Below are 19,497 nucleotides of genomic sequence, written 5' to 3'. Positions count from 1 at the left end.
CTACGCGAGCAAGCCCGCTCCCACAGTTTTGATTGGGTTTGCAACGCTTAACCTTTGTAGATGCACAGCTCGGCGGTGGCGCGGATCATTGCCAGTTGGCGCAGCGGATCATTCAGTGGCTCATGCACGGCGGTGGCGAGCCATTTGGGGCACTGCGGGTCCGTGCGCTGCGGGGTAAAGTCAGCCAGTTGCTGCAGCAGGCGTTTTTGCAGTTCATCCAGCTGCGGGCGAATCTGCTTGACCAAATCCGGGCGGGGGTCGTCAGGCGCCTTGCCCTGGAACTGCCAGTCGGAAAGGTGGGTGTACTGCACCAGTTTGTTGGCCTCGATCTGCGCCGAAAAAAACTGCTCGGCGGCGGCCGGGTCCAGCTTGTAGCTCGGCGCCTGGGCGCTGACGCTGGCGATCACCTCTTGTTCACGCTTTTTATCTTCTACCGGCTTTTTGCTGTCCCATTTGCTCAGGGCTACCTGATCGGCAATTTCCAGGCGTTCGGCGATGCTGTTGAGCAGCGGCTCGAGCGTGGGCGGCGCAGCATTCGCGGTGGCACTGACAAACAGCAGGGCGAACACAAGTCGATGTTTCAAGGATGATCTCCTGTGGGGGTGGGGCTTGCCCGCGTTGGCGGCGTATCAGTCAATACAATAGGTGCCTGGCGCGGCGCAATCGCGGGCCAAAAAAAAAGACCTCCCGGGGGAGGTCTTTTTCGTCACGCCGCTCTAAGAAGCGGCGCTACTGGATCAGCAGCTGTAGTACAGCTCGTATTCCAGTGGGTGTACGAAGGTGCGAACCTTGATTTCTTCTTCGCTTTTCAGGCCGATGTAAGCGTCGATGAAGTCGTCGCTGAACACGCCGCCTTTGGTCAGGAACGCACGGCCCTTGTCCAGCTCTTCCAGGGCTTCTTTCAGGCTGCCGCACACTTGTGGGATCTCTTTGGCCTCTTCAGGCGGCAGGTCGTACAAGTTTTTGTCGGCGGCGTCGCCAGGGTGGATCTTGTTCTGGATACCGTCCAGGCCGGCCATTACCAGGGCAGCGAAGGCCAGGTACGGGTTGGCTGCTGGATCCGGGAAGCGGGCTTCGATACGGCGAGCACGCGGGCTGGACACGTAAGGAATACGGATCGAAGCGGAACGGTTGCGCGCCGAGTAGGCCAGCATTACCGGTGCTTCGAAACCTGGGACCAGACGCTTGTAGGAGTTGGTCGACGGGTTGGTGAAGCCGTTCAGGGCCTTACCGTGCTTGATGATACCGCCGATGAAGTACAGGGCGGTGTCGGACAGGCCGGCATAACCTTCGCCAGCGAAGGTGTTCTTGCCATCTTTGGCGATGGACAGGTGAACGTGCATACCCGAACCGTTATCGCCGTACAGTGGCTTAGGCATGAAGGTAGCGGTACGGCCGTAAGCGACTGCAGTGTTGTGTACGCAGTACTTCAGGGTCTGTACTTCGTCAGCCTTGGCAACCAGGGTGTTGAACTTCACACCGATTTCGTTCTGACCGGCAGTGGCCACTTCGTGGTGGTGCACTTCGATGACCAGGCCCATGTCTTCCATGGCGTTGCACATGGAGGTACGGATTTCGTGGTCGTGGTCGAACGGCGGAACTGGGAAGTAGCCACCTTTGATACCTGGACGGTGGCCATGGTTGCCGCCTTCCACGTCTTGGTCGGACATCCAGGAGCCTTGTTCGGAGTAGATCTTGAACATGGAGCCGGAGATGTCGGACTTGAACTTCACTTGGTCGAAGATGAAGAATTCTGGCTCTGGGCCTACGAATACGGTGTCACCGATACCGGTGGACTTCAGGTATTCCTCGGCACGCTTGGCGATCGCACGTGGGTCGCGGTCGTAGCCTTGCATCGTCGAAGGCTCGATCACGTCGCAGACCAGGATCAGCGTCGGCTCTTCGGTGAACGGGTCGAGTACGGCAGTGCTGTCGTCCGGCATCAGGATCATGTCGGAGGCTTCGATGCCTTTCCAGCCAGCGATGGAGGAACCGTCGAACATTTTGCCTTCTTCGAAGAAAGCTTCATCCAGCGCGTCGCGAGCCGGCATGGTCACGTGGTGCTGAGTGCCTTTGGTGTCCGTGAAGCGCAGATCAATCCATTTAACGTCATGATCTTTGATGAGTTGAACCGACTTCGACATAGTGTCCTCCGGGTGGCTTCGGGCTGGGGTAGTGGAGTTAGCCCTTAGAATGTGGGTGATGCCGGCGCGGATACTCCGCCATGGCAACCTGCCTCACAAGAGAGCAAATTGCATGCCAGTGCGCCAACATGGGTTTTCTGCTCCAAAAACGCCCCTATAAAGGTGCATTACGACAAAAGCCCAAAAATAGCGCACCTCAATGTAGCGTAAAGAGGCACAAATGCACCTATTTAGTGCGTGTCGCGTGCTGTGCATATTAACTGGTTAAACCTTGAGCGATTTCCGCTATAATCCGCGCCCCCCTTTTTCAGCAGGCCCGGCGCGCGCTGTTTCCATGAAATTAATCGTTAAAGTCTTCCCCGAGATCACCATCAAAAGCCGACCGGTACGGACGCGTTTCATCCGTCAGTTGGCCAAGAACATCCGTGCCGTGCTCCGCGATCTGGACCCGGCTGTGGTGGTGAACGGCGTGTGGGACAATCTCGAGCTGGAAACCCGTATCACCGAGCCCAAAGCCTTGAAGGACATGACCGAGCGCCTGAGCTGCATGCCGGGCATCGCGCATTTCCTGCAGGTGGATGAGTACCCGCTGGGCGACTTCGACGACATCACCGAGAAGTGCAAACAGCACTACGGCAGTGAGCTTGAAGGTAAGATCTTTTCGGTGCGCTGCAAGCGTGCCGGCAAGCACACCTTCAGCTCCATGGACGTCGAGAAATACGTCGGCAGCAAGCTGCGTCGCGAGTGTGGCGCAGCCGGAATTTCCCTGAAAGCGCCGCAAATTGAAGTGCGCATGGAAATTCGCGACCAACGGTTGTTTGTGATCCACAGCCAGCACAACAGCATCGGCGGCTACCCGTTGGGCGCCCTGGAACAGACCCTGGTACTGATGTCCGGCGGTTTCGATTCCACGGTGGCGGCCTACCAGATCATGCGCCGCGGCCTGATGAGCCACTTCTGCTTCTTTAACCTGGGCGGGCGTGCACACGAATTGGGCGTGATGGAAGTCGCGCACTTTATCTGGAAGAAGTACGGCAGCTCCCAGCGCGTGCTATTTGTAAGCGTGCCATTCGAAGAAGTGCTGGGCGAAATCCTCGGCAAAGTCGATAACGGTCATATGGGCGTGGTATTGAAGCGTATGATGTTGCGCGCTGCCTCGCGGATTGCCGATAAATTGCAGATTGATGCGCTGGTGACCGGCGAAGCGATCTCCCAGGTGTCCAGCCAGACGCTGCCGAACCTGTCGATCATCGATTGCGTCACCGAGAAGCTGGTGCTGCGCCCGCTGATCGCCAGCCACAAGCAGGACATCATCGACCTGGCAGAACAGATCGGCACTGCCGATTTTGCCAAGCACATGCCTGAGTACTGCGGGGTCATCTCGGTGACCCCCAAGACCCACGCCAAGCGTCACCGCGTGGAGCATGAAGAGAAAGAATTCGACATGGCGATTCTGGAGCGTGCGCTCGAGAACGCCAAGCTGGTCCCGATCGATCGTGTTATCGACGAACTGGGCCAGGACATCAAGATCGAAGAAGTCAGCGAAGCCCTGGCCGGCCAGATCGTCATCGACATCCGTCACCCGGATGCCGCTGAGGATGAGCCGCTGGACATCGCCGGCATCGACGTACAAACGCTGCCGTTCTATGCACTGAACGCGCGTTTCAAGGAACTGGATAACAGCCGTCAGTACCTGCTGTATTGCGACAAAGGCGTGATGAGTCGCCTGCATGCCCACCATTTGCTCAGTGAGGGGCATGCCAATGTGCGCGTTTATCGACCGAGCTAAGAGCCCGGGGCTGTTTGCCTGTGGCCTGCGTCACCGGCCCCCCGACTCTGCCGTCAAGCTGTAACGGCAAGGCCTGACTCTACTGTTAATCGCTGCCACGACCTGTCAGCACACCGAATCCTCTGATCGAGATACACAAGTGATCGAAAATCTACGTAACATCGCCATCATTGCTCACGTTGACCATGGTAAAACCACCCTGGTAGACAAACTCCTGCGTCAATCCGGCACCCTGGAGCGCAACGAGCTCAACGACGAGCGCGTGATGGACTCCAACGACCAGGAAAAAGAGCGCGGTATTACCATCCTGGCTAAAAACACCGCTATCAACTGGAACGGCTACCACATCAACATCGTGGATACCCCGGGCCACGCCGACTTCGGCGGCGAAGTAGAACGCGTAATGTCGATGGTTGACTCCGTTCTGCTGCTGGTTGACGCTCAAGACGGCCCTATGCCGCAAACCCGTTTCGTGACCAAGAAGGCTTTCGAAGCCGGCCTGCGTCCGATCGTGTGCATCAACAAGGTTGACCGTCCAGGCGCGCGTCCGGACTGGGTTCTGGACCAGATCTTCGACCTGTTCGACAACCTGGGTGCCACCGAAGAACAGCTGGACTTCAAAGTCGTCTACGCCTCGGCCCTGAACGGCATTGCCGGTCTGGACCACACCGACATGGCTGAAGACATGACCCCGCTGTACCAGTCGATCGTCGACAACGTACCTGCGCCGGCTGTTGACCGTGAAGGTCCGTTCCAGATGCAGATCTCCGCACTGGACTACAACAGCTTCCTGGGTGTTATCGGCGTTGGCCGTATCGCTCGTGGTCGCGTCAAGCCAAACACCCCGGTTGTCGCTATCGGCGCCGACGGCAAGAAGCGTAACGGTCGTATCCTGAAGCTGATGGGTCACCACGGTCTGCACCGTATCGACGTTGAAGAAGCTGCAGCTGGCGACATTGTGTGCATCAGCGGTATGGACTCGCTGTTCATCTCCGACACCCTGTGCCACCCGGACGCGGTAGAAGCGATGAAGCCTCTGACCGTTGACGAGCCAACCGTTTCCATGACCTTCCAGGTAAACGACTCGCCTTTCTGCGGTAAAGAAGGCAAGTTCGTGACCTCCCGTAACATCAAGGAGCGTCTGGACAAAGAGCTGCTGTACAACGTTGCTCTGCGCGTTGAAGAAGGCGACTCGGCTGACAAGTTCAAGGTTTCCGGCCGTGGTGAGCTGCACCTCTCGGTACTGATCGAAACCATGCGTCGCGAAGGCTTCGAAATGGGCGTTGGTCGTCCAGAAGTAATCATCCGTCAGGTTGACGGCGTGAAGCAGGAACCGTTCGAAAACGTCACCATCGACACCCCTGAAGAATCCCAGGGCAAGGTGATGGAAGAGATGGGTCTGCGTAAAGGCGACCTGACCAACATGGTGCCGGATGGCAAAGGCCGTGTGCGTCTGGAATACAACATCCCTGCGCGTGGTCTGATCGGTTTCCGTAACCAGTTCCTGACCCTGACCAACGGTGCTGGCATCCTGACCTCGATCTTCGATCGCTACGACACCATGAAGTCCGGCGACATGTCCGGCCGTCAGAACGGTGTTCTGGTATCGGTAGAAACCGGCAAGGCGCTGACCTACTCCCTGGAAACCCTCCAGGCACGTGGCAAGCTGTTCGTTGAACACGGTCAAGAGATCTACAACGGTCAGATCGTTGGTCTGAACAGCCGTGACAACGACATGGGCGTCAACCCAACCAAAGGCAAGAAGCTCGACAACATGCGTGCTTCGGGCAAAGACGAAACCATCGCTCTGGTTCCACCTGTTCGCTTCACCCTGGAACAGGCCCTGGAATTCATCCAGGACGACGAGCTGTGCGAAGTCACGCCTAAGTCGATCCGCCTGCGTAAGAAGATCCTGGACGAAGGCGAGCGTACCCGCGCTGCCAAGAAAGCCAAGAACTGAGTTAACTCAGGCTGAATGAAAAACGCCCCCGGTCGAAAGGCCGGGGGCGTTTTTTTATGCCTGGATTTTTCTGGTGAGCCCGCTTGTTGTGGTGAGCGGGCTTGCCCCGCGCTGGGTGGCGAAGCCGCCCCAAAACCAGGCACCTGAGTTTTATCTGGAGAAATGCAGTGGCCGGGTTAGGGCTGCTTCGCAGCCCAGCGCGGGGCAAGCCCGCTCACCACAGGGGTTTGGCTGTCGATTAGAACTTGTCGAGAGTCTTGAACTTGGTCTCGCGCACCACTTCCTTCGGCTTGTACGCGCAATACCCTGGCCGTGGCCCGATTTTCGGGTGATTGCGGCAAGTATCCGGGCGCTTGTCATAAATAGTGCAGAAGCGCGTCTTACGATCCAGGTACAGGCAATCGTTGTTGCTCATGCGCTGCAGGGTAAAAATCTCGGATTTGGAATTGAAGCGCTCGACGATGCCTTCCTTCTGCAGCCGCTTGGCGATGTTTTTCGGCGGGTCGCCGCGCTCGAACTCATCGACGATGCCAATGCGGATCAGGTCCTTGATCTTCACTTCGACCGGCAGCGTGCAGCAGCTGGACACGCAACCACCGCACATATGCGCGGAATATTTCTGCCACGTTTCAAGACGGTCGAGTTCCGCGGCGGCGATCAGTTGAGGCTTCATCAAGGTTCCAGGGTGAGGCGGTATCAGGGCGCGCGATCATACCGGGATTGGTGGTTTTTTGAACAATATTTCGCAAATTTCATCCAGACGGGTATTCGGGCACGCGCCCTGCATCTAATTCGCGCAAAGGTGAATGAGTTAAAAAACTGCCGAACCAGAGCGTCTACCGTCTGTCAGACCGTCTAGGCTCTAGCAACTCCTTCTATCTCGCCCGAGGTCGCAATTGATGTCTCAGGAACCACTTGCACGAGAAGCAGAGGTAGCCGCATTTCGCGATGCCGTCTTGACCAAACTCACCTACGCGGTGGGCAAGGACCCGGATCACGCCTTCGACCATGACTGGTTCGAGGCCATTGCCCTGGCCGCCCGCGACCAGATGGTCGACCACTGGATGGACCATACGCGGCGTATCTACCGCAAAGGCCAAAAGCGGGTTTATTACCTTTCTCTGGAATTCCTCATCGGCCGTCTGCTCTACGACAGCCTGAGCAACCTGGGCGTGCTGGAGATTGCGCGCGAAGCGCTGTCCGAGCTGGGCGTCGACCTGGAGCGCATCCGCCTGCTGGAGCCCGACGCGGCGCTTGGCAACGGTGGCCTGGGCCGCCTGGCGGCGTGCTTCATGGAAAGCATGTCGACCCTGGGCATTGCCGGCCATGGGTATGGCATTCGTTATGAGCACGGCTTGTTCCGCCAGGCGATTGTTGATGGCTGGCAGCAGGAACAGACCGAACGCTGGCTGGATTTCGGTAACCCGTGGGAGTTCGAGCGGGCCGAAGTGATTTACCCGATCGGCTTTGGCGGTAGCGTCGAAACCCTCGCGGATGCTTCCGGCAAGATGATCCAGGTGTGGTCGCCCAACGAAACCGTACGGGCCGTGGCCTATGACACCCCGGTGGTCGGCTGGCGTGGCGCAAGTGTGAACACCCTGCGCTTGTGGCGCGCACGGGCGGTAGAAGACCTGCACCTGGAGCGCTTCAACGCCGGTGACCACTTGGGCGCCGTCGCCGAAGTGGCCCGCGCCGAGAGCATCTCCCGAGTGCTTTACCCGGCCGACAGCACCGAAGCGGGGCAGGAGCTGCGTCTGCGCCAGGAATACTTCTTCGTTTCCGCCTCCCTGCAAGACTTGCTGCGCCGCCACAAGAACATGCACGGCTCGGTACTGAGCCTGGGCGAGCACGCTGCGATCCAGCTCAACGACACCCACCCGTCCATCGCCGTGGCCGAGTTGATGCGTCAACTGGTCGACCTGCACGACATTCCGTGGGAAGCGGCGTGGGACGTGACCGTCGAAACCCTGTCGTACACCAACCACACCCTGCTGCCCGAAGCGCTGGAAACCTGGCCGGTCGGACTGATGGAGCGCATGCTGCCTAGGCACATGCAGATCATCTACCTGATCAACGCCCAGCACATCGACTCGCTGCGCGCCAAAGGCATCCACGACTTTGACGTACTGCGCGCCGTCTCGCTGATCGAAGAAGACAACGGACGCCGCGTGCGCATGGGCAACCTGGCGTTCCTCGGTTCCCACAGCGTCAACGGCGTATCCGGCCTGCACACCCAGCTGATGCGCAGCACGGTATTCTCCGAGCTGCACAAGCTGTACCCGGAGCGTATCAACAACAAAACCAACGGCATCACTTTCCGCCGCTGGTTGTACCAGGCCAACCCGAAGCTCACGTCCATGCTGGTGGAGGCACTGGGTCCGGACATTCTCGACAAGCCCGAAGAGCGGCTGGTGGAGCTTGAGCCGTTCGCCGAGAAACAGACGTTCCGCAAGGCTTTTGCCGAGCAACGCTTGCACAGCAAGCGCGCGCTGGCGGACATCATTCATGAGCGCCTGGGCATCGCGGTCAATCCGGCGGCGATGTTCGACGTGCAGGTCAAGCGTATCCACGAATACAAGCGCCAACTGCTCAACCTGTTGCACACCGTGGCGCTGTACCAGGCGATCCGTGCCGAGCCTGGCACTGACTGGGTGCCGCGCGTGAAGATCTTCTCCGGCAAGGCGGCGGCCAGTTATCACCAGGCCAAGCTGATCATCAAGCTGACCAACGACATCGCGCGCACGGTCAATAACGACCCGACCGTACGTGGTTTGCTCAAGGTGGTGTTCCTGCCCAACTACAACGTGAGCCTGGCAGAAAGCATCATCCCGGCAGCGGACTTGTCGGAGCAGATCTCCACCGCTGGCTTTGAAGCCTCGGGTACCAGCAACATGAAGTTCGGCCTCAACGGTGCGCTGACCATCGGCACCATGGACGGCGCCAACGTCGAGATGCACGAACGCGTCGGTGCCGAGCATATGTTTATCTTTGGCCTCAGTGCGCAGCAGGTGGAAGCGCGCAAACACGCCGGTGAGTTCAACGCCGGGGCCGACATTGCAGCGTCCCATCGGTTGAATGATGTGCTGCAAGCAATTCGGGGCGGGGTGTTCTCGCCGGATGATCCGGGCCGGTACGTGGGGCTGATCGATGGGCTGATCGACTACGACCGCTTCCTGGTCTGTGCCGACTTCGATTCGTACTGGGACGCCCAGGCGCGGGTCGAGGCGCATTGGCATGATTCCAAGGCATGGTGGCGTTCGGCGGTGCTGAATACCGCGCGCATGGGCTGGTTCAGTTCGGACCGGACCATCAGGGAGTACGCGACCGAGATCTGGAAAGCCCTCGACTAAACAACGCTGGCCTGCACATGTGTGCGGGTTTATGTGGGAGCTGGCTTGCCTGCGATAGCATTACCTCGGTGTGACAGCTACACCGAGGTGTCTGCATCGCGGGCAAGCCCGGCGCCCACATAAGCTTGCTTCCACATGGGGTCTGCGTCGATATACTAGGCGCCAGTTTGCCCGCCTCGGGCTGCTTAGGGATATCGACCATGCAATGGATTTTCATGCTGATTGGCCTGGTGCTCGGCTGGACGCTCGATGAGTCGTTCAGTGACGCGGGCATCGGTGCGCTGTTGGGCTTGGGCATTGGCCAGGCGATTCGCCTGTCAAAGCTGGCGACTCAGGCGGACCAACAGGCGCGTCAGTTGGAAACCACGCAGAAGGCGCTGATTGCGCTGGGTGATCGTCTGCGGCAGCTGGAAGTGCCCACGCCGCCAAGCAATATCGTCGTCGAAGCCCCAATGCCTGAACCCACACCTGTTGGCAAAGCGCCCGATTTGGTTTGGGAGTTGCCGGCCGAATTGGCGCCGGTTGCCATCGTTGCCGAACCAAGCCAGCCGCTGCCGGCTGATGTATGGGCGCCCGCCCCGATACCAGAACCCAAAGAACCTGCCATCCCCCGTGGCCCCAACCTGATCGAGCGCGCCATCAGTGGCGCGCGCAATTGGTTGTTCGGCGGCAACACCGTGCTGCGTGTCGGCGTGGTGCTGTTGTTTCTCGGTCTGGCGTTCCTGTTGCGCTATGCCACCGAAGGCATGGTGGTGCCGATCGAATTACGTTACGCCGGCGTCGCTGCCGCCGCATTGGGCCTGCTGGGCCTGGGCTGGTGGCTGCGGCTGCGTAACAGCAATTACGGCTTGATGTTGCAAGGCACCGGGATCGCGGTGCTGTACCTGACCGTGTTCGCTGCGATGCGCTTGCACCCGCTGATCGACCCCGGTGCGGCGCTTGGCCTGCTGGTGGCCGTCACGGTGTTCTCGGCGATCCTGGCGATTACCCAGGATGCGCTGGGCCTGGCCTGTGCGGCGGCGCTGGGTGGTTTTGCCGCGCCGATTCTGACTTCCACCGGCGCTGGCAACCATGTGGCGCTGTTCAGTTATTTCGCCCTGCTCAACGCCGGCATCCTGGCGATTGCCTGGTTCAAGGCCTGGCGCCTGCTCAACCTGATCGGTTTTGTCGGCACTTTTGGGATCGGCTTCGCTTGGGGGATGCGCTCCTACACGCCGGAACTGCTGTGGAGTACCGAGCCGTTCCTGATGCTGTTTTTCCTGATGTACCTGGCCATCGGCCTGCTGTTCGCCCGGCGTAAATTGCTCGAGATGCGCGACGCGCCCGAGGATGACAGCCGTGGTGCACTGCTGCGCTGGTCGGCGGCCAAGGGTGATTATGTCGACGGCAGCATGCTGTTTGGCCCGCCGCTGGTGGGTTTCGGCTTGCAGTTTGCGTTGGTGCAGCACCTGGAGTTTGCCGCAGCGTTCAGCGCCTTGGGCCTGGGCATCGTCTACATGGGCCTGGCCCGGCTGCTGAGCGGCGGGCGCGCTTTGTTGCTGGCGGAAACCTGCCTGGCCTTGGGGGTGATCTTTGCCAGCCTGGCCATCCCCCTGGGCCTCGACGCGCGTTGGACGGCTGCGGCCTGGGCGGTGGAAGGCGCCGGCATTTTCTGGCTCGGCTTGCGCCAGCAGCGGCCGTTGGCGCGCGCGTTTGGCTTGTTGCTGCAAGTGGGTTCGGCGCTGGCGTTCCTCAGTGAATTGGGTGTCGGTGAGCACACCTTGCTCAGTGGCGCGCCGTTGGGCGCGCTGCTGCTGGGCGCTGCGTTGTTGTTCAGCTTTGACCAGTTGCGCAAGGCGTCCGAGGAGCAGTCCTCAGACTGGGAGCGCAGAGGCCTCCCGGTGTTGGCGAGCCTTGGCTTGAGCTTTTTGTACCTGCTCGCGCCCTTGTTGCTGGCTACCCAAGGCACCGCTGTGAGTTGGGCAATCGCTGGCCTGGTGACGCTGTTTATAGGCCTGCGCATCGGCTCGCGCACCTTCCTGTTCACCGCATTCGCTGTGCAATTGCTGGGTGGCGCGGTGTTCCTGCTGCGGTTGCAAGGTGGCGACGGCGCGGCGGTGTTCAACGCCGGCTGGAGCGGTTTGCTCACGGCGTCGTTGATTGGCTTGGCCTTGATCGGTGGCATGTTGTTGGCGGCGCGTGACGACATCGTGCGCAGCGATGTGCGGCTGCTGCGCGGGTTGTCGGTGGTGCTGTTGGCGGGCCTCGTATTGATCAACCTCGCGGTGCTGTTTGTGCTGCCGTGGGAAAGCGCCAGTGGCGTGTGGGCGGCCAGTGGCTTGTTGGTCATCTGGCTGAGCCTGTACCTGCAACAGCGGGTCAGTTTTGTGTTCGGCTTGCTGCTGCAATTGGTGGGCGGCGGTTCGTTCCTGCTGGCGGTACCGGAGTTGCTCGGGCCACTGACCAGCGAGGGGCTGCGTCCGTTGGCCCACAGCGGTTTCTGGACGCCGATGGTACTGGGCCTGGCTGCACTGGTCGGCGCCTGGCGCTTGCAGCGCGAACCCCATGCGCCGGTGTTTGCCGTGTTGAAGCTGCAACGCCTTTCCGACTTGCTGTTGGTCTGGGGCGCGGCCTGGTGGACGTTGGCGCTGATCGGCGAAGTGTTGCGGTTTATCCCACAGGAATTGCAGGCGGCATTCCTGCTGGGGTGCGCGGCAATCAGCGTCGCGGTCTGGATGCTGCTGGCTGTGCGCCTGAAGTGGGTGTCGTTGGGGGTGTTGTCCACCCTGCTGATGCCAGCGGTGGGCTTGGTGTTGCTGGTGTACGGACATACTTATTACCACCCCGCGGCGGAGTACGGCTGGCTGGCGTGGTCGGCGGTATTTGTGGTGCATTTCATCTCGCTGCGACGTCTGGCGGTGATTGTGCCCGCCAAGGCGTTGAGCGTGGCCCACGTACTCGGCTGCTGGATGCTGATCGGCATATTGGCGCTGGAGTTGCGCTACGGTCTGCTGAGGTTTACTGCCGAGTACAACGCCTGGCGCTGGCTGGGCTGGGCGATCCTGCCAAGTCTCTATCTCGTGCTGGCCGCTTCGCCACGTCGTTGGCCGTGGCCGGTGTCGGCGTATCCAAGGGAATATCGGGTGTTGGCGGCCGTGCCATTGGCGGTGCTGATGCTCGGTTGGTTCTGGCTGGCGAACAGCTTCAGCGACGGCACGGCCAAACCGCTGCCCTATGTGCCGCTGGTCAATCCGCTGGACCTGGGCCTGCTCTTTGCGCTGCTGGGTGTGTATTGGTGCGCGCGAAGTGTCGCGCCGCTACGGGGGCCGCGTACCGAGCTTTTTGCCCAAGGTGTCGCGGGTGTCTCGCTGTTTGCCTTCTTCACTGCGCTGGTGATGCGCACCGCCCACCATTGGGGCGGCGTGCCGTTTCAACTGGATGCGTTGCTCGAATCCATGCTGGTACAGGCCGGTCTGTCGATCGTCTGGACCCTGATCGCTCTCGGCCTGATGATCGGCGGCCACCTGCGCCATCGCCGCGAGGTGTGGCTGATCGGTGCAGTGTTGATTGCGGTGGTGGTCGCCAAGTTGTTCTTTGTCGAACTGAGCAACCGCGGCGGTCTGGCGCGGATCGTGTCGTTTATAGGCGTGGGTGGGCTGTTGCTGGTGGTGGGTTACTTCGCACCGCTGCCACCCAAGCGTGCCGAACCGGTGTTGGACACTGAAGGAGCATCCTCTTGATCGGTAAGTTGAGCGTGGCCGTGCTGGGCCTGTGTACGACCTTGTCTGTGTGGGCGCAGGAAGCGCCGGCCGACTTCACCGCCCACGTGCCGCTGAACGTCAGCGGCAGCGGCCCTTGGTATCGCCTGGAGCTGCCGCTGGCGGTGCAATTGAACGCGCGCCAGGCCGATCTTGGCGATGTGCGCGTGTTCAACGCCGCCGGCGAGCCGCAGGCCTATGCGTTGTCGCGACAGGCCTCGCAGCGCAGCGAAAGTCGCAATGTGACGGCGGTGAAGTGGTTCCCGCTCTACGCCGCCGACACCCAGCAAGCCCTGCCAAACGTGGTAATGAAGGCCACCACTTCCGGCACCCTGGTGGAAATCAAACCGTCCACAGCCCCCAAACCCGGCAAGCAAGTACTGCGGGGCTGGGTATTGGACGCCAGTGCAATCAAGGCGCCCCTGCAGCAATTGAGCCTGGACTGGAGTCGCGAGCAGGAGGGCTTCCAGCGTTTCAGCATTGAAGCCAGTGATGATTTGCAGCACTGGAAAGCCTGGGGCGATGGGCAAGTGGCGCGCTTGTCATTTGCCGATGAACGGGTCGAGCAGCATGACGTGAGCTTGCCGGGGCAATCGGCGCGTTATTTGCGGCTGGTGTGGCAAGGCCAGGCGGCGCCGTTGTTGACGTCGGCCAAGCTGGAGAGCGCCACTAGCAGCACCTTGCCGATGCCGTTGGTGTGGTCGCAGGCCTTTCCAGGGGAGCGGCTCAAGGCGGGAGAGTACAGTTGGCAATTGCCGACGGGGCTGAATGTCGAGCGCTTGCGGGTCGAATTGAAGCAGCCCAATACGCTGGCGCCGGTGACGTTGTCGGGTCGAAGTGACGCCAAGCAAACCTGGCAGCCGTTGAGCAATGGCCTGCTGTATCGCCTGACCCAGAGCGGCAAGGACGTGGTGCAGGATGAATTGCAGTTGCCGGGCCAGACGGTTGCCCAGTTGAAGTTGCAAGTGGACGAGCGGGGCGGTGGACTGGGCGTCGAAGCCCCCGCCTTACGCGTGGCCGTGCGTGCCACGCAACTGGTGTTCCTGGCGCGGGGTGAGCCGCCCTTCAGCCTGGCGCTGGGGAACGCATCCGTGAAAGCCGCGAGCCTGCCACTTTCGACGCTGATTCCTGATTACAGTCCTGAGCGTTTGAAGGCGCTGGGCCAGGCCACCTTGGTGGGAGAAATCGCGGTCAAACCGCCTGCGATTGCCGCCTTGCCCGAAGCCGGCACCGACTGGAAGAAACTCGGCCTATGGGCCGTGTTATTGCTCGGCGTGGCGGCACTGGGTGCCATGGCCTACAGTTTGCTGCGCAAGCCGCCGGTGGCAGGTTAAATAAAGTCCATGAACTCTATTGGGTTTAAATCCTCTGATAGGAGGAAATACGCCCCGACTCGCGTTAAACTGCGCGGGTTTTCAGCCCCCCCATTCTCCGGAGCCTTACATGTCCCGCGTTACCTTGAGTCGCTATTTGATTGAGCAGACCCGCAGCAACAACACGCCTGCCGATCTGCGCTTCCTTATCGAAGTGGTGGCGCGTGCTTGCAAGGAAATCAGCCACGCCGTGTCCAAAGGCGCATTGGGTGGTGTCCTGGGCAGCATGGGCACTGAAAACGTGCAGGGCGAAGTGCAGAAGAAACTCGACGTACTCTCCAACGAGATCCTGCTCGAAGCCAACGAATGGGGCGGTCACCTGGCCGGCATGGCGTCCGAAGAAATGGACAATGCCTACCAGATCCCGGGCAAATACCCGAAAGGCGCGTACCTGCTGGTATTTGACCCACTGGACGGCTCGTCCAACATCGACATCAATGCACCGGTCGGCACCATCTTCTCGGTACTGCGTTGCCCGAACGAATACCTGAGCCAGAACGAAGCCCTGAACGAAAAGGCCTTCCTGCAGCCAGGCACCGAACAGGTTGCCGCTGGCTACGCCATCTACGGTCCACAGACCATGCTGGTGCTGACCCTGGGCGATGGCGTCAAGGGCTTCACCCTGGACCGCGAAATGGGCAGCTTCGTGCTGACTCACGAAGACATCTCCATTCCTGCGTCCACCCAGGAATTCGCGATCAACATGTCCAACCAGCGTCACTGGGAAGAACCGGTGAAGCGCTATGTCAACGAACTGATGGAAGGTGAAGAAGGCCCGTTGAAGAAAAACTTCAACATGCGCTGGGTTGCCGCGATGGTTGCCGATGTGCACCGCATCCTGACCCGTGGTGGCCTGTTCATGTACCCACGCGACAGCCGCGAGCCGTCCAAGCCGGGCAAACTGCGCTTGATGTACGAAGCCAACCCGATGTCGTTCCTGGTTGAGCAGGCGGGCGGTGCGTCCACCGACGGCCACCAGCGCATCCTCGACATCCAGCCTGAAGGCCTGCACCAGCGTGTGGCGGTATTCCTGGGTTCGAAGGAAGAAGTTGAGCGTGTGACGGCCTATCACAAGAAGTAAGCTGCGGCGATAAGTGATCGGCGTTGTTGTGAGCCGTTTCACTCTTGAAGAAGCCCCGAAACGTTTCAGCGTTTTCGGGGCTTTTTTGTTTTCGTTCGTCGGGAACCAGACACCTCTTTTCCCTTCTAAGCTTCTGGCAGATACCCAAGCTGCTTCGTCCCTCCAGGAGTTTTTCCATGTCGTTACGCCGTCTCGCTTTGCTGGCTTTTTGCGTGCTATTGGCCGCTTGCAGCAAGGTCAACCAAGAAAACTACGCGAAGTTGTCGGCTGGCATGGCCAAGGCTGAGGTGGAGTCGCTGTTGGGCAAGCCTACCGATTGTTCTGGCGCACTGGGCATGTCCAGCTGCACCTGGGGCGATAAAAACAGCTTTATCAGCGTTCAATATGCCGGTGACAAAGTTCTGATGTTTTCCGGGCAAGGCCTGAAGTAAACCGGGGCGCAAGCCTGCGGGAGAAGAAGAATGATGCGTTTTGTTTTGTTCCTTTGTGCCAGCCTGTTTTTGGCGGGCTGTGCCAGCCATTCTGGCGATGATCTGCAACCCAAGACCGCTGGCAGCGTCAACCTCAAGCGTTACCAGGGCACCTGGTATGAGTTGGCCCGATTGCCGATGTACTTCCAGCGCAACTGCGCGCAGTCCGAAGCTCGCTACACGTTGCTGCCCGATGGCGATATGTCAGTGTTCAACCGCTGCCTGACGACTGAGTGGAAGTGGGAAGAAGCGAAGGGCACCGCCACCCCGCAAGTACCGGGCAAGACCGACAAGCTCTGGGTGGAATTCAATAACTGGTTTACCGCGCTGCTACCCGGCGTCGCCAAGGGCGATTACTGGGTGCTGTATGTCAGCGATGACTACAAGACCGCGATCGTCGGCAGCCCGAGCCGGCGCTACATGTGGATCTTGTCGCGCACGCCGACGGTCAATGCGGACACCCGCGAAGACCTGCTGAGCAGGGCGCGGCAACAGGGGTATGACACCACACGTTTGATCTGGCGCACGTCGGACAAGCAGATGGCGAAGACCTCGCAATAACCCTGGGCCACCGCCGATCAAAAAATGTGGGAGCTGGCTTGCCTGCGATAGCATCACCACGGTGTAACTGATACACCTTGGTGCCTGTATCGCAGGCAAGCCAGCTCCCACATTTGTTAGGTGTCGCGTGTTAGCCCAGTAGCGCTCTCAAGACTTGCGTGAAGGCCCGGCTGCTTTCTTCTTCACCGGCGTGGTGCCCATCGCGCACCGCCCACTTTCCGTTGACCAGCACATCCCGCACCTGCCGATCACCGCCCGCGAACAGCCAGCGATTGAGAATCCCGTCCTCCGTTGCCGTCGCCAAGTACGGATCATTACCGTCCAGCACAATCCAATCCGCACGCTTGCCCACTTCCAGTCGACCAATCGGCTGGCCCAACGCCTGGGCACCGCCGTCCAGCGCGGCATCGAACAGCGTGCGGCCGACCATCGGCTGATCGCTGCGATACAGCCGGTTACGCCGCTGATCGCGCAGGCGCTGGCCATATTCCAACCAACGCAACTCTTCCACCACGCTCAGTGATACATGGCTGTCGGACCCGATGCCCATGCGTCCGCCTTGGGCGAGGAAATCCACCGCCGGGAAAATCCCGTCACCCAGGTTGGCCTCGGTGGTCAGGCACAAGCCGGCAATCGCACGGCTCTTGGCCATGCGCGCCACCTCGTCCGCATCGGCATGGGTGGCATGCACCAGGCACCAGCGTTCATCCACTTCAATGTTGTCGTACAGCCATTGCAGCGGGCGTTTGCCGCTCCAGGCCAGGCAGTCTTCAACTTCCTTCTGCTGTTCGGCGATGTGGATATGCACCGGGCACACCTTGTCGCTGGCGGCCAGCACGTCATTTATTTGCTGTGGCGTCACCGCGCGCAACGAGTGGAAACACAGCCCCAACTGCTGCGCCGTTTGTGCGGCGAGGATGGGTTTGAGCTGCGTCTGCAGGTCCAGGTATTGCTCGGTGCTGTTGATAAACCGCCGCTGGCCTTCATTCGGTGCCTGGCCGCCAAACCCGGAGTGGGTATAGAGCACCGGCACCAGCGTCAGGCCGATACCAGTGCTGGCCGCCGCCTGGCTGATCTGCCGCGACAGCTCCGTGCGATCCGCATACGGCTGGCCGCTGACGTCATGGTGCACATAGTGAAATTCGGCCACCGACGTGTAGCCGGCCTTGAGCATCTCGATGTACAGCTGGCGCGCGATCACCTGCAATTGGTCCGGGTTTATCTTGCCCACCATGCGGTACATCAGGTCGCGCCAGGTCCAGAAACTGTCATTCGGGTTGCCGGCCACTTCAGCCAAGCCGGCCATCGCACGCTGGAAGGCATGGGAGTGCAAGTTCGGCATACCCGCCAATACCGGGCCTCTCAGCCGTTCAGCACCTTCTGCGCTGGCATTGGCCTCAACTTTAGTCAGCAGCCCATCGGCGCTGACTTCAAGACGTACATCATTGGCCCATCCATTAGGCAGCAGCGCGCGTTCGGCAAAGAAAGCGGACATGATCAAGGCACCCCGGTCGTGTGTTTATTTGTATATACATATACAGACGTTTGCCTGCTCGGTAAACTCCGGCAATCTATGCATCTTTTCCCCCTGCAAGGATTCCCTGTGCCGACTCCGCCTGCCAAGTCTTCGCTGGCTGCCCACATGGACGAAAGTCCGGCGCCCTTGTATGCCCGCGTCAAACAGATGATCAGCCAGCAGATCCTCAACGGCAACTGGCCGCCCCATTACCGCGTGCCGTCCGAGAGCGAACTGGTCAGCCAGCTGGGTTTCAGCCGTATGACCATCAACCGTGCGTTGCGCGAGCTCACCGCTGAAGGTTTGCTGGTGCGCATGCAAGGTGTCGGCACCTTTGTCGCCGAGCCCAAGAGCCAGTCGGCGCTGTTCGAAGTGCACAACATCGCCGATGAGATCGCCTCACGCGGTCATCGGCATACCTGCCAGGTCATCCACCTGGGCGAGGAGGCTGCCGGTTCCGAGCGCGCTGTCGCCTTGGAGATGCGTGAAGGCGGGCGTGTTTTCCATTCGTTGATCGTGCATTTCGAAAACGATATTCCCGTGCAAATCGAAGACCGCTTCGTCAATGCCCTGGTCGCGCCGGAATACCTGCAGCAGGATTTCACCCAGCAAACGCCGTATGCCTACCTGAACCAGGTGGCACCGCTGACCGAAGGCGAGCATGTGGTCGAAGCCATCCTTGCCGATGCAGCCGAGTGCAAGTTGCTGCAGATCGAACCCAGCGAGCCGTGCCTGCTGATTCGCCGGCGCACCTGGTCAGGCCGCCAGCCGGTGACCGCCGCGCGTCTGATCCACCCCGGTTCCCGTCACAGCCTGGAAGGACGTTTCAGTAAATGAGTGCAGTGAAAGTCTGGCGCGCCACCGATTACGTGCGCATGCCATGGAAAAACGGCGGTGGCAGCACCGAAGAAATCACCCGTGATGCCGGTACCGGCCTGGATGGTTTTGGCTGGCGACTGTCGATTGCCGATATTGCCGAGTCGGGTGGGTTTTCGACCTTCGCCGGCTACCAGCGCGTGATCACCGTGATCAAGGGCGCGGGCATGGTCCTGACCGTGGACGGTGAGGAGCAGCGCGGTTTGTTACCGCTCCAACCCTTCGCGTTCAAGGGTGACAGCCAAGTGTCATGTCGCCTGATCACCGGGCCGATCCGCGACTTCAACCTGATCTATTCGCCACAGCGTTACCACGCACGGTTGCAATGGATCGATGGCGAGCAGCGCTTTTTCAGCACGGCGCAGACGGTGCTGGTGTTCAGCGTGGCGGATGAAGTGAAGGTGCTGGACCACAAGCTGGGGCATCACGACTGCCTGCAAGTGGACGGTAACACTGGCCTGCTGGATATCTCCGTCAGCGGCCGCAGCTGCATTATCGAACTGACTGCTCGCGATTAAAAACTGTGGGAGCGGGCTTGCCCGCGAATGCGGTGTATCAGTACCAGAGAGGCTGGCTGACCCACTGCATTCGCGGGCAAGCCTGCTCCCACATTTGTTTTGTGGAGAGCAACAGAACTGTT

Annotated in this window: 14 protein-coding genes; 10 read left to right on the top strand and 4 right to left on the bottom strand. The window is 60.1% G+C overall.

Annotated features, from left to right (window positions below; translation table 11 throughout):
- Nucleotides 1-47 precede the first annotated feature (47 nt).
- A complete protein-coding gene (locus CWC48_RS08755) occupies nucleotides 48-584 on the bottom strand; it encodes a chorismate mutase (protein ID WP_100491693.1) in 537 nt (178 codons plus the stop codon).
- A gap of 153 nt (nucleotides 585-737) precedes the next feature.
- Complete coding sequence (gene glnA / locus CWC48_RS08750) at nucleotides 738-2,144, bottom strand: type I glutamate--ammonia ligase (RefSeq protein ID WP_016979133.1); 1,407 nt, start codon at nucleotides 2,142-2,144, stop codon at nucleotides 738-740.
- A 334-nt stretch (nucleotides 2,145-2,478) separates the two neighbouring features.
- Here glnA and thiI point away from each other — a divergent pair, with 334 nt between their 5' ends.
- Both thiI and typA read left to right on the top strand, forming a co-directional pair.
- Nucleotides 2,479-3,933: a tRNA uracil 4-sulfurtransferase ThiI gene (thiI, locus tag CWC48_RS08740; RefSeq protein WP_100491692.1), complete on the top strand. Its 1,455-nt coding sequence runs from the start codon at nucleotides 2,479-2,481 to the stop codon at nucleotides 3,931-3,933.
- A 139-nt stretch (nucleotides 3,934-4,072) separates the two neighbouring features.
- Entirely contained in the window at nucleotides 4,073-5,893 is a 1,821-nt protein-coding gene (gene typA, locus CWC48_RS08735; RefSeq protein ID WP_025859468.1) for a translational GTPase TypA, read from the top strand.
- Between the two features lie 238 nt (nucleotides 5,894-6,131).
- Here the strand turns inward: typA and CWC48_RS08730 are convergent, their stop codons facing one another.
- Entirely contained in the window at nucleotides 6,132-6,566 is a 435-nt protein-coding gene (locus CWC48_RS08730) for a YkgJ family cysteine cluster protein (protein WP_017529542.1), read from the bottom strand.
- Between the two features lie 226 nt (nucleotides 6,567-6,792).
- Here CWC48_RS08730 and CWC48_RS08725 point away from each other — a divergent pair, with 226 nt between their 5' ends.
- From CWC48_RS08725 to CWC48_RS08695, 6 genes are all read left to right on the top strand, one after another.
- Nucleotides 6,793-9,243 carry a glycogen/starch/alpha-glucan phosphorylase gene (locus tag CWC48_RS08725; RefSeq protein WP_078046464.1) on the top strand — a complete coding sequence of 817 codons (2,451 nt, stop codon included), beginning with the start codon at nucleotides 6,793-6,795 and terminating at the stop codon, nucleotides 9,241-9,243.
- A 200-nt stretch (nucleotides 9,244-9,443) separates the two neighbouring features.
- Nucleotides 9,444-12,962, top strand: a complete 3,519-nt coding sequence (locus CWC48_RS08715) for a DUF2339 domain-containing protein (protein ID WP_100491690.1) — start codon at nucleotides 9,444-9,446, stop codon at nucleotides 12,960-12,962.
- Nucleotides 12,962-14,314: a DUF3999 domain-containing protein gene (locus CWC48_RS08710; RefSeq protein ID WP_100492506.1), complete on the top strand. Its 1,353-nt coding sequence runs from the start codon at nucleotides 12,962-12,964 to the stop codon at nucleotides 14,312-14,314. Before CWC48_RS08715 ends, CWC48_RS08710 begins: the two co-directional genes overlap by 1 nt.
- A 109-nt stretch (nucleotides 14,315-14,423) precedes the next feature.
- Nucleotides 14,424-15,434, top strand: coding sequence for a class 1 fructose-bisphosphatase (locus CWC48_RS08705; protein ID WP_003187818.1), 1,011 nt, complete (start codon nucleotides 14,424-14,426; stop codon nucleotides 15,432-15,434).
- A 176-nt stretch (nucleotides 15,435-15,610) separates the two neighbouring features.
- Entirely contained in the window at nucleotides 15,611-15,865 is a 255-nt protein-coding gene (locus tag CWC48_RS08700) for a hypothetical protein (protein ID WP_017849914.1), read from the top strand.
- Nucleotides 15,866-15,895: 30 nt separating this feature from the next.
- Nucleotides 15,896-16,465: a lipocalin family protein gene (locus CWC48_RS08695; protein WP_010213852.1), complete on the top strand. Its 570-nt coding sequence runs from the start codon at nucleotides 15,896-15,898 to the stop codon at nucleotides 16,463-16,465.
- 130 nt (nucleotides 16,466-16,595) lie between these two features.
- Here the strand turns inward: CWC48_RS08695 and CWC48_RS08690 are convergent, their stop codons facing one another.
- Nucleotides 16,596-17,960, bottom strand: a complete 1,365-nt coding sequence (locus tag CWC48_RS08690) for a formimidoylglutamate deiminase (RefSeq protein ID WP_100491689.1) — start codon at nucleotides 17,958-17,960, stop codon at nucleotides 16,596-16,598.
- A 147-nt stretch (nucleotides 17,961-18,107) separates the two neighbouring features.
- Here CWC48_RS08690 and hutC point away from each other — a divergent pair, with 147 nt between their 5' ends.
- On the top strand, nucleotides 18,108-18,818 hold the full coding sequence (hutC, locus tag CWC48_RS08685; protein ID WP_017738808.1) for a histidine utilization repressor: 711 nt from the start codon (nucleotides 18,108-18,110) through the stop codon (nucleotides 18,816-18,818).
- Complete coding sequence (locus CWC48_RS08680; protein WP_028615382.1) at nucleotides 18,815-19,375, top strand: HutD family protein; 561 nt, start codon at nucleotides 18,815-18,817, stop codon at nucleotides 19,373-19,375. Before hutC ends, CWC48_RS08680 begins: the two co-directional genes overlap by 4 nt.
- Nucleotides 19,376-19,497 lie beyond the last annotated feature (122 nt).

The sequence above is a fragment of the Pseudomonas sp. S10E 269 genome, from assembly GCF_002798465.1.
Lineage (GTDB): Bacteria > Pseudomonadota > Gammaproteobacteria > Pseudomonadales > Pseudomonadaceae > Aquipseudomonas > Aquipseudomonas pergaminensis.
The sequence above is the reverse complement of the archived record's forward strand: the minus strand, read 5'-3'. Positions and strand labels throughout refer to the sequence as shown.